Source organism: Enterobacter sp. E14S (assembly GCF_055666685.1).
The window spans coordinates 639,794-652,194 of sequence record NZ_JBVODQ010000001.1; the positions used below are offsets into that span (position 1 = coordinate 639,794).

Sequence of the window (12,401 nt, forward strand, 5' to 3'; positions counted from 1 at the left end):
CCTCGACCCTGCCCTCACTGCACGGTGAGGGCAGGATTGCTGCCTCAGTGCTGGACGCCTGACCGGTCAGAGAGATCGGCGGTAGACAGGATATCAGTCCGTGGTGCCACGCTCTTGCGGCGGGCATACCGGTCAGGCTGACCTTCAGGACGCGTTTTGAAGCGCCGATGCAGCCACATATACTGTTCTGGCGCCATCCGTACCGCCTGCTCAATCGCCCTGTTCATCTGCGTCGCAACAGATTCTTTATCGCCCCCCTGCAGCGACTCGCTGATATCCTCCAGAATAATCAGTTCGTAGCCGGTACCGTTCGCCCTGCGGCGCGGCACAAAGGGAATGACGGCAGGCTTAGCGCTTTTGACCAGCATATAGCTTCCAGCGGTCGTGGCGGCATCCGGAACCGCAAAAAACGGCACAAAGACGCTATTGGATTTGCCATAGTCATGGTCCGGGGCGTACCACAAAATTTCATTCTGCTTCAGCGAGCGGATCATGCCCTTTAAATCATGACGATCGAGCATGGTTTTATTGGAGCGCAGGCGTCCGCGCGTCTGAAGCCAGTCCAGCAGCGCGTTATTATTCGGACGATACACCCCAATGCCGGGATTAAGCATGCCAAAGATCCGCGCGCCCAGCTCAAGGGTGAGAAAATGCATGCCAACGAGCACCACGCCATTGCCCTTTGCCCGCGCCTTTTCCATGTGCTCATAACCCGTCACGGTAAAGCATTTCTTCACCCGCCACGCAGGCCAGAACCATGCCATCCCGGTTTCGATTACCCCCATTCCTACCGATTCAAAATTACGCTGCAGCAGCGACTCTCGCTCCGCCTTTTTCATCTCCGGAAAACAGAGTTCCAGGTTGCGGCGGGCAATCTCAACGCGGCGCGGAAGCAGGCGCATCGCCAGCCGTCCAAGACTGTGGCCGATTCGGAACAGCAGCGGATAAGGGAGCAGCATGATGAGCCACAGCGCGGCGATGCCAGCCCAGCTTAGCCAGTAACGAGGGTGAAGAAAGGCGAGTGAAAAACGGGGTAATTTTGTCATGAGGAAATTATCCTTTAGCGTGTCTGTCCTTAATTGATTCTGTTTGAGATCTTTCCTAAGGATGTATGAAATGTCAGTCAGAAACGTAAAGTGTAACGGAGAAGATAAAACGCATTTTTATCGATTTTTGCGAAAAAGCGGGAAGACGAGACGGGAAAAACCGGGGAGGAGAGTTCCCCCCGGCAATTGTGCTTACATTGAATAGCCTGGCTTTTTGATTAATTCGTCCAGCTTCGGTCCTATTTCGGTATCCCAGACCTGCGCTTTCCAGTCCTCCTGGTTCACCTGATTCAACGCAACGGACACCGAGCTGTCTTTGCTGTTGAAATGGCGAATAATGACCTCAGCAATATCCTCGGCCAGTGCGGTTTTTTGTTCGTCGTTCAAATCGCGGGGAAAACATTTGATATCTACGTGTGGCATATGCAGGCTTCCAGTTGTGATTCAGGGCTCCACGTTATCAGATAATACCGTTGGCCTTTAACACCTTGTGCAGTTCCGGCAGCTGACATACGGTGTCCGCAATAGCCGTAAACCTCGGCGTATTGGTTGCAAACCAGTCATGGCGTGGCCCCCAGGTGCGCGCCACCGCAATATACACGTCCAGCAGCGTCAGCCGTTCCCCCAGTGCAAACGGGGCAGCCTTAAGCTGGCTTTCAAACCACAAGTAGAGGGATTTCCGGTATTCGATGCAGTTTTTCCGCAGCTGTTCCGGCGCATCCGGCACCCAGCGTTCGGGATAGTCTGCATACGTAAACGTGGGATAGACGTTGGCCACAAACCAGATCAGCAGACGCTGAAACTGCTGGCGTTCGGCCTGCCCCACGGGCGGCGCAAGATCGGGACATCTGTCGAGCACCATCAGGGCAATCGCCGCCGTTTCGGTCATGATGGCGCCATTTTCCAGCTCCAGCGTAGGTACCTGACACAGCGGGTTGAGCTTTTGCAGCAGCTCACGCTGCGGGCCGGGCTGGTCAAACCCGTCCACGTTGATAAATTGATAAGGGATATCGGCCAGGGTTAGCAGCACTTCACCGATTGCCGAGCCCCAGCCGGGTACGCCATAGAGTTTAATCATGTTGCCCCCTGCGGGATGAAAACCCTAAGTGTAGAGCAACATTAGTAGGTTATCCCAGGCGGGTTGACCTCCGACTGCGCCACCGCTTCGCCCTGCTCGCCCCAGCGCGCCAGCACCTTCTGGTAATCTCCGCGCTTAATCGCGCCGTCCAGCGCGGCCTGCAGCGCGTACACCAGCTCATTGCCCTTTTTGGTGGTGGTGGCGACATAGGCTTTTTTCGGCCCTAAACCGACCACGTGGGTCTTGCCGGTGAGCGCTGCTTTATAAGCCGAGACCGACTGCGGGCCAAAGAACACGTCCGCCCTGCCGGACTGAATATAGAGATTGCCCGAGGCATCGTCGTGGAGATAGACCGGCAGCGCAGGCGCCCGCCCTGCCTTTTTGTTCTCTTCGTTCCAGCCCAGCAGAATGCGCTCCTGATTGGTACCAGAGCCGACAATCACTTTTTTCCCGGCCAGATCTTCCGCGCTTTTGATTGACTGAATATCGCTGGTGGATTTCACCGAAAACGCCAGCGAATCGACGCGGTAGGTCGCAAAATCAAACTTCTCTTTACGCTGTTCGGTCACCGCAATGTTCACCAGCGCCACGTCGTAGCGCCCGGAGGCGATCCCCAGCGGCCAGTCTTCCCACGCCGTCGGCACCAGCTTCAGCTTTAGTCCCAGGCTGCCCGCCAGCAGGCGGGCGATATCCGGGTCGCTGCCAATGCGCGTGCGGTTATCGCTGGCCAGCAGCGCCAGCGGCGGAGAATTCAGCGCCGAAACGGCGACCGTCAGCGTACCCGGCTCAACGAATTTGTAATTGGCGGGGATCTTCGCCACGGCCTGCCGATCCACCGTCACCGGCAGCGGCTGCTCGTTGGCTTTCAAATCAATGCTGGCGTGGCTCACCGTCGTGAAGACCAACCCCGCCAGAAGTCCATATTTCATTGGCGCTCCTTACAGCACTTTTGACAAGAACTGGCGCGTTCGCGCATGTGACGGACGGTTTAATACCTCGTCACTGCTTCCCTGCTCGACAATTTTTCCGTCGACCATAAACACCACCTGATCCGCCACTTCCCGGGCAAAGCCGATCTCGTGCGTCACCACCACCAGCGTGGTGCCGGACCGGGCCAGTTTTTTGATCACGTCCAGCACTTCCCCCACCAGCTCCGGATCCAGCGCCGAGGTGGGCTCATCAAACAGCATCACGCGGGGACGCAGCGCCAGCGCGCGGGCAATGGCAATACGCTGCTGCTGACCGCCGGAAAGATGGCGCGACCAGGCATCGGCTTTATCACGCAGCCCGACCACGTCCAGCAGGCTGTACGCCCTTTCCACCGCCTCTTTTTTGCTGAGCTTTTTATGCGCGATGGGCGCCTCAATCAGGTTTTCCAGCACCGTGAGGTGCGGAAAGAGATTGAAGTTCTGGAACACGTAGCCCACGTTGACGCGCTGCTTGAGGATCTCCTTCTCCTTCAGTTCATACAGCCTGTCGCCCTGACGACGGTAGCCAATGTAGTCTCCGTCGATCTGAATAAAGCCTTCATCGACGCGCTCCAGGTGGTTAATAGTGCGCAGCAGCGTCGATTTACCGGAGCCGGACGGCCCGAGGATCACCGTCACGGACCCGGGGGGGATCTCCAGAGAAACGTTGTCGAGCGCCTTATGGCGACCAAAAAACTTGCTGACGCCGGTAATCGAAATATGTCCTTCAGGAGAGGCTTGCATGGACGGGCTCCTGTGCTGGCGTGGTGGTGACAGAACGGGTACGAAGGGCGGCACGGTTCTGGTTAACGGCAGAGCGGCGTTCGCTGCGGGCAAGCGCGCGTTCGACGCCATACTGGATAGCGGACAGGACGGTGGTGATCGCCAGATACCACGCGGCACCGACCATCAGCAGCGGGATCACCTCCTGCGTGCGGTTGTAGATCATCTGGATGGTATAGAACAGTTCCGGCATCGCCAGGACGTACACCATCGCCGTGCCCTTGGCGAGGCTGATGATTTCATTGAACCCCGACGGCAGAATGGTGCGCAGCGCCTGAGGCAAAATGATGCGCACCGTGCGTCTCCAGGCCGGCAGGCCGAGCGCGGCGGCGGCCTCATACTGGCCGTGATCGACCCCGAGGAATCCGCCGCGAACGATCTCGGCGGTATAGGCGCTCTGCACCAGGGTGAGCCCCACCACGGCGGTAGAAAACTGCCCCAGCACGTTGATGGTTTCAAAGCTGCCCCAGGTGATCCCGGTGAACGGCACGCCGAGCGAGAGCGTGTCGTAGAGATAGGAAAAGTTGTAGAGAATGATCAGCACCACGATCAGCGGCAGCGATCGAAACAGCCAGATGTATCCCCAGGCCAGGCTGCTCAGAAGCCATGACGAGGACAGTCTCGCCAGCGCCAGCATGCCGCCAAACACCACGCTCAGCGCGGTGCCGATCAGCGTCAGCAGCAGGGTCTGCCCGACACCTTCAAGGATCACCGGGTCAAAGAACCAGCGGGCAAACACCGCCCACTCCCAGCGCGGGTTAAAGGCCACGGACTGAATCACGACCGCCAGGACAAACAGCGCCACCGCGGCGCCGACGGCCCGCAGCGGATAACGCGCCGGGACCACCTTAATGGTTTCAACGTTGCTCATCGTCGTTCCTCATGCGGTTTTACTGAACGCTTCGCGTACCAGCGTTTTGGTGAAACGCAGCCGGCCGTCAAACGGCGGCTGGCTGTACTCTTCCGGATCGCGGTTCAGATCGAACTGCGCCTGATAGCCCTGGCTGAGATAGAGCCGTACCGCTTCCGGCTGGCGAAAGCCGGTTGTCAGATAAATTTGGCTGTATCCTGCCAGCACCGCCCTGCGCTCAAGTTCCTGCACCACGCGCCCGGCAAGCCCCTGCTGACGCAGGGTTTTGTCCGTCCAGATGCGTTTGATTTCCGCGGTGCGTTCGTCGAAAGGTTTGTACGCGCCGGTGGCGATAATCTTCCCGTCGCGCTCCAGCACGATAAACAGCCCCTGCGGCGCTAAATACCATTCGGTGAGCTCAACCTCCGCGTCTTTGGAGAAGTAGTCCCCGTAGCGGGCGGCATATTCACCGAACAGCCCTTCGATAATGGGCTGAAGCTCGGCGTCTTCCGGTGAAACATCACGAAATCGTTCGCTCATCACGCCTCCTTAATCGCCCAGGCCAGCCGGGTTCACTTCTGACTGAGGAATACGCTCAACGCCTTCCCCCCAGCGGTTCAGCACTTTGTCGTAGTCGCCGTTTTTGATGACGCCGTTCAGCGCGGTTTGCACCGGCTCAACCAGCCCGCTGCCTTTCTTCAGCGTGACCGCGATGTGCGCCGCCTTCGGCCAGCCGCCGTCGACGCTCCCCACCAGCTTAGTTTTCCCGTTCAGCGCCGCTTTCCAGGCACCAATCACGTTCGGACCAAAGTAGGCATCCGCGCGCCCGGACTGCAGCGCCAGCGTTTGCGCCGCATCGTCTTTGGTGTAGATCGGGGTAAAGGGCTTCAGCCCCTTCTTGAGGTTTTCGGCATTCCAGGCCAGCAGGATGGCCTCCTGGTTGGTGCCGGAGCCGACGATAATCCGGAGCCCGGCGATGTCTTCCGCCTTCTGCAGCGACTTGATCGGGCTGGTTGATTTCACGTAGAACCCGAGGGAATCTTTGCGGTAGGTGGCGAAATCAAACTTCTCTTTACGCTCTTTGGTGACGGTGATGTTGCTGATGGCGGCATCATATTTCCCGGAGGCCACGCCCAGCGGCCAGTCTTCCCAGGAGGTCGGCACCACGTTCAGCTCCAGCCCGAGGCTGTCTGCGACCAGACGGGCGACGTCAACCTCGCTTCCCAGCAGCGTTTTGTTGTCGTCGGAGAAAACCGTCAGCGGCGGTTGATTGAGGCCCGCCACCGCCACGGTAAATTTGCCCGGCACGGCGAAGCGATAGTCTTTAGGCAGCTGTGCCACCGCATCGTTGTTTTTGGCGGTATTAACCGGCGTTTTATTGGCCTCAATGCTCACGCCGGTGCCGTTAATATTCACGTTCTCTGCCCAGACGGCAGGGGTAAAGGCCAGCGCGAGCGCCAGAATAAGCGTTGTTTTCTGCATAGCGGGGTTCTCTTTTATTGTTGTGTGAATTGGTTTTTAGGTTCGTCTAAGCCGAGACTTTCGCGCAGCGTGGTGCCAGGGTAGTCGGTACGGAACAGGCCGCGCGCCTGTAAAACAGGCACCACCCGGTCAACAAAGCGCGGGAAGGTATCCGGCGTGCCGCCCTGAATGATGAAGCCGTCTGCGGCATAGCCTTCAAACCAGGCCTGCAGACCGTCGGCCACCTCTTCCGGCGTACCGGAAAAGCGCGGACGAGGTGATGCGGCTTCCAGCGCCACCTGACGCAGGGTTAAGCTGCGCTCGTGGGCATTACGCTTGATTTCATCGGTGGTGCTGCGGAAGCTGTTTTTGCCTAAGTCGCCGATATCCGGGAACGGCTCGTCGAGCGGGTACTGGCTGAAATCGTGATGTTCGAAATAGCGTCCGAGGTAGTTGAGGGCATCGTTAATCGACACCAGCGCCGCCGTGGTTTGATACTGGTTTTCCACGTCATCGGCGTCTTTACCCACAATCACGCTGACGCCCTGGAAAATATGTAAATCTGACGCGCGGCGTCCGTTACTTTCCAGCTGCTGCTTCACGTCGCGATAAAACGCTTTTGCCTCATCGAGGGTCTCGTGATGGGTAAAAATGGCGTCGGCATGTTTCGCCGCCAGCTTTTTCCCGTCGTCCGACGCGCCCGCCTGAAAGACAATCGGCCGCCCCTGCGGCGTTCGACCAATATTCAGCGGCCCGGCGACCTGGAAGAAATCACCGTGGTGGTCCAGGGTATGCAATTTTGCCGGGTCAAAAAACTGACCGCTCTCTTTATTGCGCACAAAGGCGTCGCCTTCCCAGGAATCCCACAGCCCTTTCACCACGTCGAGATACTCATCCGCAATGCGATAGCGCAGCGCGTGCTCGGGATGTTTTTCACGGGAAAAGTTCTTCGCTGATCCTTCCAGCGGGGAAGTCACCACGTTCCAGCCCGCGCGACCGTTGCTCAGGTGGTCGAGGCTGGCGAACTGGCGCGCCGTGGTGAAGGGCTCGCTGTAGGAGGTGGATAAGGTTCCCACCAGCCCCAGGCGCGAGGTGATGCTGGCGAGAGCGGATAACACCGTCAGCGGTTCAAAGCGATTTAAAAAATGCGGGATCGATTTCTCGTTGATATAGAGACCGTCGGCAACGAATAAAAAATCGAGTTTGCCCTCCTCCGCCTTTAACGCCGTCGCTTTGACGAAATCAAAATTGATGCTGGCATCGGCGACGGCCTCAGGGTGACGCCAGGCGGACATATTTCCCGATGCACCATGCAAAATGGTCCCGAGCCGCAGTTGACGATGTGCAGACATATTCACCTCTCCAGAATTAAACGTGTTGCAGGGCTTTTTCCGCAAGCTGTGCAAAATAGCGGGCAGCGGGCTCAATTAATGCTTCATCCGGATTGAATGCCGGATGGTGTAAACCGTACGGGCTGTTGCTGCCGATGCTGACAAACGCCCCCGGGATCTGCTGCAGATAGACCGCGAAATCTTCCCCGCCCATATGCAGCTCGGCGTGCCGGGTTTCGTAGCCTGCTTCTCTGGCGACCGAGGTGGCGAAATCGGCCCAGCGCTCGTCGTTCACCAGCGCGGTGGGCCCGGCATACCAGGTGATATCAATCTGCGCGCTAAAGGCGCTGGCAAACCCGGCGGCGATTTCGCCCACGCGGGCTTTCACATTCTGCTGCACCTCCGTGCGGTGGGTGCGCAGCGTGCCTTCCAGCTCGACGCTTTCCGGCAGCACGTTCCAGGTGTTACCGCCTGCAATGCGCGTCACGCTCAGCACCACCGAATCCAGCGTATTGACGTTGCGGCTGGCGACGCTTTGCAGCGCCGTCACCAGCTGGCTCGCCAGCACGATGGCGTCGTTACCTTCGTGCGGACGTGCGGCGTGCGCGCCCTTACCGGTAATGCGGATCACAAAGCGATCGACGTTGGCATAAAACGGCCCGCCGCGGGTAGCGAACTCACCGACCGGCAGGCCGGGCTCGTTATGCATGCCGAAGATGGCGCTGACGTCACGCAGGGCACCGGCCCGCACCATGCTCTTCGCACCGCCAAAGTTCTCTTCGGCAGGCTGAAACAGGATCCGCACCCGGCCGTTAAGCGACGCTTCCCGCTCTTTCAGCTTTAACGCGGCGCCGAGGATCACGCTGGTGTGGATATCGTGTCCGCAGGCATGCATTACGCCTGCACGCTGCGAGCTAAACGGCACGCCGCTGCGCTCTTCAATCGGCAGAGCGTCGATATCCGCCCGCAGCGCAATCAGTTTGTTGCCCGAGCCGATCTCGGCCACCAGTCCGGTAGACAGGTCGTAAGGCTGCGGGGTAATCCCGGCATTCGTCAGCCACTGGCGCAGGCGCGTTGTGGTCTCCACCTCCTGGCCGGACAACTCCGGGTTCTGGTGCAGCTCGCGACGCCAGGCAATCAGCTGTTCGCCAAAGCTCATACGGTAACCTCCCTGTTAAGACGCGCCTCGGCCAGCAGGCGCAGCGACGCGACGCGCGTTGCTCCCTCCGCTACCGGCGTGTCGATGATAAATTCGTCAATGCCCCACTGCTGGTGCAGCGCGTTGAGCTGTTCCAGTACCGACTCAGCCGTACCCGCCAGCAGCGACTGCGCCCGGCGCGCAATGCGCACCGGCTCGCTACCCGCCTGACGCGCAAAGGCATAAGCCTGCTCTTCGCTGGCCACGGTGACACGCTGGCCGTTTGCCAGCTCAACGCCCCACACTTCGACCTTCTGCGCCAGGGCTTCTGCCTCGGCCTGCGTCGGCGCGACAATCGCCTGTACCGCCACAATCACGTCCCGTGTGCTGTTCTTACGCCAGGTCGATACCACCTCGCGCAGCAGATCAGGGTCACCGTTCAGATGCGCGGCAAATACAAAGTGCCAGCCGAGCCCGGCGGCCAGCAGCGCGCTATCGGTACTCGCGCCAAGCAGAAAACCTTCTGCTGGCAGCGGCGGCAGCGGCGTGGCGCGAACGGCCTCTTCATGAGACTGATGCTCAGGGCGGATCCAGCGATCGAGCTGGGCCAGCTGTTCGGCGAAGCTGCCCTTTTCCTGTTGATTCAGCCCCTGCTGCAGCGCGCGGGTTGAGAGCGGCAGCCCGCCGGGGGCTTTTCCGACACCGAGATCCACGCGGCCGGGCGCCAGCGCGGCCAGCACATTGAAATTCTCGGCGACTTTATAAGGGCTGTAGTGCTGGAGCATCACGCCGCCGGATCCGACGCGGATGCGCGTTGTCTGCCCGAGGATCCAGGCAATCAGCAGCTCCGGCGAGGGGCTGGCAAGGTGGGGAGTGTTGTGGTGTTCGGCAATCCAGAAGCGGTGATAGCCCAGATTTTCTGCCTGCTGGGCCAGCGCCAGCGTACGCGCCAGTGCATCGGCAGCCGTTTCGTTTTCAGCGATGGGGCTTTTATCCAGAATGCTGATTCGCCATGACATGTTGCGTTCTCGTTTGACTTAACATGTCGACATTATTAAAGGCGCATTTCACCACTGAGAAACAATTAATTTACATTTAGTTTGCCGGAAATCAGATATATAAAACCATGCTAAGAATAAGACTTTAAGTCGGCAATCAGCGTTTTCCCCTGCTCGCGCCGGGTAATACGGACGAAGCGAATATGCCCATACTGCGGGTTTTGCAGATCGGCTTCATAACGCGTGCGGTTGTTACGCCAGGTTTTCATCGTCCAGATGAGAATGGACTCTCTGCTGAAAAACGCGCGCCGGAAACTCTCTTTGTTCCCGGTGCCGGGCCAAAGCTCGTGCTTATGCCAGGCCCGTTTGATTGCCCTGATGACGGCCTGCCAGAGGGTGCGGGCAAAGCCATAATCTACCCACACCACAACGTCGACATCACGCCATTTCACCGGCCGCGTGCGGTTATAGTTGCCGTCAAGCACCCAGTCTGGCGAAGCCTGTAGCGCCTGCTCCAGCTTTTCCTGAAACACATCGTCCGGCGTTCCCTGCCAGTCAGGTCGCCAGTAGAGTCTGTCCATCTCGATATAGGGAATAGCCAGTTCGGTCGCAATCTGCTTCGCCAGCGTGCTTTTTCCGCTCCCGCTGGTCCCGATGACGTTAATTTTCACCTCAGCCTCACTGTGTTAACGAAAATTGACCAAATCATAGCGTTTTCATCCTGTTAACGAAACGCTATTTCAGCATGGCAATTTTTCCTGAGAGACGATCTCCCTCTTTCAGTTTGGGTTATGTCGTTTATTTGCAGTGATTCAAAAAAACGCACCTGAAAATATTTTCATTTTTATTACATTTGCCAGCATTAACAGATTAAAAATAATGAACAACGGGTATTTCAGGCAGTCAGAATTTCAGAGAGAATATGCAGCAGGCCGTTATATAAAAATAAACACATTAATCTTGCCGGACCATTTTCCGGGCATTTTTTATTCTTGCACATCATCATGGAGTTACTCATGAGGCGTAACAGTCCCGTTACACAAAACGAGTATTTACTTAACGATGGTTCGACGTTAATGTCGACCACCGATACCAAAAGCCATATTACCTATGCTAATTCCGCTTTTATTGAAGCCAGCGGATATAAAGAAGAACATCTTCTGGGTGAGCCGCATAACCTCATCCGCCATCCCGACATGCCTGCCGAAGCGTTTGGCGACATGTGGTTTACCCTGCAGCAAGGTGAGACCTGGACGGGGCTGGTGAAGAACCGTCGTCATAATGGCGACCACTACTGGGTGCGGGCAAACGTAACGCCTGTCTGGCTGGGTGGATCCCTGACGGGGTATATTTCCGTGCGAAATATACCCGCACGGGAAGAGATTGCGGCCAGTGAAAAACTGTATGCAAAAGTGCGTAATAACGAATTAAAACATTACCGCTTTTATAAAGGGTTACTGGTTCGGCGCGGTTTATTTTCGTTTATGTCGCTCTTTAAATGTCTCAGCACCAGTAAACGTATCCATCTGGGTATTGCGACGACGGCGTTACTCTCCTGCCTGGCGGTGTATTTATTCCCTGATAAACTTGTGCAGTCGGGAAGTCTGGCGCTGCTGTTTATTGCCCTGACCTATTATCTTCATGCGCAGATCGCCCGTCCGGTAAAATCTATTGTGCAACAGATGCAGCGCGTGGTTTCAGGACGTAAAACGGACTATTACCATTTTGACAGGATCGACGACATCGGGCTGATGATGCGCCTGGTGAATCAATCAGGCTTGAACCTCAATTCGCTGGTTGACGATGTCGGGGCGCAAATCAGCGGGATTGGCACCATCAGCCAGCAGGTCGCGAAAGAAGGTGCGGCGCTGCAGACGCGTTCAGAAGAGACCGCAGACTTCCTGCAGCAAACCGCGTCCGCGGTGGAAGAGATCGCCAGCGCGGTGGAGCAGACGGCAGAAACCGCGAAAGAAGCCACGGAGATGGCGGATCGCACCCGCGACAGCGCCCACCGCGGTGAAGCGATGATGAAAGAAACCATCGGTATGATGCAATCCGTGTCGCAGGATAACAGCCAGATCGTCGATATTATCAGCGTTATCGATCGTATCGCCTTCCAGACCAACATTCTTGCGCTGAATGCGGCCGTAGAAGCGGCGCGCGCAGGTGAAGCCGGGCGCGGATTTGCCGTGGTGGCGGCCGAGGTGCGCAATCTTGCGCAGCACTCCGCGACGGCGGCGAAAGAGATCAAAGCGCTGATTGAGAAAAACGTCGCCAGCGTCAACGCTGGCGTGGAGAAGGTAGAACAAACCGAAACGCAGCTGACGGTTATGATCGACAACGTGCTGCGGGTCTCCTCCCTGATTAAGGAGATCGGCCACGCCACGCAGGAGCAAACCCAGGCGCTGACGCTCATCAACGCATCCATCTCCCGTATCGGCGCAATGACCCACAACAATACGGGGATGGTGGATAACGTCACTCACGCGGCGAATCACCTGACGCAGCGCACGACGCGCCTGCAGCAGGCGATTGCCGTTTTTGGCGGTTAGCCGCTGGAGTTTTGAAGTCTGAGCCCATTTTAGTGCGTTATCGCAGAGCCGTCGTCAGCCTGTTACCGCTTTCAGGTTACAGGCGGATGCTCTGTAACAATCAAAATCTTTACCACCTGGTAATAATTAAGAGATTCTGATGATTAAATAATCAACCCGCCAAATGTTTTGTCTAAAAACTCATCACGATTCAGCG

Annotated in this window: 11 protein-coding genes and 1 pseudogene; 1 reads left to right on the plus strand and 11 read right to left on the minus strand. The window is 57.4% G+C overall.

Going from position 1 to position 12,401, the window contains the following annotated elements; translation table 11 throughout:
* Positions 1-44: 44 nt before the first annotated feature.
* The 11 genes and pseudogenes from ACZ6J2_RS03030 to ACZ6J2_RS03080 form a co-directional block, all read right to left on the minus strand.
* A complete protein-coding gene (locus ACZ6J2_RS03030) occupies positions 45-1,046 on the minus strand; it encodes a Kdo(2)-lipid IV(A) acyltransferase (protein WP_471724758.1) in 1,002 nt (333 codons plus the stop codon).
* A 192-nt stretch (positions 1,047-1,238) separates the two neighbouring features.
* The gene (gene pptA / locus ACZ6J2_RS03035; protein WP_023335848.1) at positions 1,239-1,469 is read right to left on the minus strand and encodes a tautomerase PptA; all 231 of its coding nucleotides are present in this window, start codon (positions 1,467-1,469) and stop codon (positions 1,239-1,241) included.
* 37 nt (positions 1,470-1,506) lie between these two features.
* A complete protein-coding gene (locus ACZ6J2_RS03040; RefSeq protein WP_471724759.1) occupies positions 1,507-2,124 on the minus strand; it encodes a glutathione S-transferase family protein in 618 nt (205 codons plus the stop codon).
* A gap of 41 nt (positions 2,125-2,165) precedes the next feature.
* Entirely contained in the window at positions 2,166-3,053 is an 888-nt protein-coding gene (locus ACZ6J2_RS03045) for an ABC transporter substrate-binding protein (RefSeq protein ID WP_471724761.1), read from the minus strand.
* 9 nt (positions 3,054-3,062) lie between these two features.
* Positions 3,063-3,836, minus strand: coding sequence for an amino acid ABC transporter ATP-binding protein (locus ACZ6J2_RS03050; RefSeq protein WP_024909602.1), 774 nt, complete (start codon positions 3,834-3,836; stop codon positions 3,063-3,065).
* Complete coding sequence (locus ACZ6J2_RS03055) at positions 3,820-4,746, minus strand: amino acid ABC transporter permease (protein ID WP_471724762.1); 927 nt, start codon at positions 4,744-4,746, stop codon at positions 3,820-3,822. Before ACZ6J2_RS03055 ends, ACZ6J2_RS03050 begins: the two co-directional genes overlap by 17 nt.
* A gap of 9 nt (positions 4,747-4,755) precedes the next feature.
* Positions 4,756-5,265 carry a GNAT family N-acetyltransferase gene (locus tag ACZ6J2_RS03060; RefSeq protein ID WP_032656866.1) on the minus strand — a complete coding sequence of 170 codons (510 nt, stop codon included), beginning with the start codon at positions 5,263-5,265 and terminating at the stop codon, positions 4,756-4,758.
* 9 nt (positions 5,266-5,274) lie between these two features.
* Positions 5,275-7,538 (minus strand): annotated as a pseudogene (locus tag ACZ6J2_RS03065) (NtaA/DmoA family FMN-dependent monooxygenase).
* Positions 7,539-7,554: 16 nt separating this feature from the next.
* The gene (locus tag ACZ6J2_RS03070) at positions 7,555-8,676 is read right to left on the minus strand and encodes a M20 peptidase aminoacylase family protein (RefSeq protein ID WP_039262859.1); all 1,122 of its coding nucleotides are present in this window, start codon (positions 8,674-8,676) and stop codon (positions 7,555-7,557) included.
* Entirely contained in the window at positions 8,673-9,674 is a 1,002-nt protein-coding gene (locus tag ACZ6J2_RS03075; RefSeq protein WP_471724764.1) for an LLM class flavin-dependent oxidoreductase, read from the minus strand. Before ACZ6J2_RS03075 ends, ACZ6J2_RS03070 begins: the two co-directional genes overlap by 4 nt.
* 110 nt (positions 9,675-9,784) lie before the next feature.
* Positions 9,785-10,324, minus strand: a complete 540-nt coding sequence (locus tag ACZ6J2_RS03080; protein WP_471724765.1) for an AAA family ATPase — start codon at positions 10,322-10,324, stop codon at positions 9,785-9,787.
* 345 nt (positions 10,325-10,669) lie between these two features.
* Here ACZ6J2_RS03080 and ACZ6J2_RS03085 point away from each other — a divergent pair, with 345 nt between their 5' ends.
* Positions 10,670-12,205: a methyl-accepting chemotaxis protein gene (locus tag ACZ6J2_RS03085; RefSeq protein ID WP_471724766.1), complete on the plus strand. Its 1,536-nt coding sequence runs from the start codon at positions 10,670-10,672 to the stop codon at positions 12,203-12,205.
* The last annotated feature ends 196 nt before the right edge of the window (positions 12,206-12,401 follow it).

What these genes read in the sequence shown, in the direction of transcription:
- ACZ6J2_RS03030 (WP_471724758.1), bottom strand. Translation starts at nt 1,046, where the DNA reads ATGACAAAATTACCCCGTTTTTCACTCGCCTTTCTTCACCCTCGTTAC.
- pptA (WP_023335848.1), bottom strand. Translation starts at nt 1,469, where the DNA reads ATGCCACACGTAGATATCAAATGTTTTCCCCGCGATTTGAACGACGAA.
- ACZ6J2_RS03040 (WP_471724759.1), bottom strand. Translation starts at nt 2,124, where the DNA reads ATGATTAAACTCTATGGCGTACCCGGCTGGGGCTCGGCAATCGGTGAA.
- ACZ6J2_RS03045 (WP_471724761.1), bottom strand. Translation starts at nt 3,053, where the DNA reads ATGAAATATGGACTTCTGGCGGGGTTGGTCTTCACGACGGTGAGCCAC.
- ACZ6J2_RS03050 (WP_024909602.1), bottom strand. Translation starts at nt 3,836, where the DNA reads ATGCAAGCCTCTCCTGAAGGACATATTTCGATTACCGGCGTCAGCAAG.
- ACZ6J2_RS03055 (WP_471724762.1), bottom strand. Translation starts at nt 4,746, where the DNA reads ATGAGCAACGTTGAAACCATTAAGGTGGTCCCGGCGCGTTATCCGCTG.
- ACZ6J2_RS03060 (WP_032656866.1), bottom strand. Translation starts at nt 5,265, where the DNA reads ATGAGCGAACGATTTCGTGATGTTTCACCGGAAGACGCCGAGCTTCAG.
- ACZ6J2_RS03070 (WP_039262859.1), bottom strand. Translation starts at nt 8,676, where the DNA reads ATGAGCTTTGGCGAACAGCTGATTGCCTGGCGTCGCGAGCTGCACCAG.
- ACZ6J2_RS03075 (WP_471724764.1), bottom strand. Translation starts at nt 9,674, where the DNA reads ATGTCATGGCGAATCAGCATTCTGGATAAAAGCCCCATCGCTGAAAAC.
- ACZ6J2_RS03085 (WP_471724766.1), top strand. Translation starts at nt 10,670, where the DNA reads ATGAGGCGTAACAGTCCCGTTACACAAAACGAGTATTTACTTAACGAT.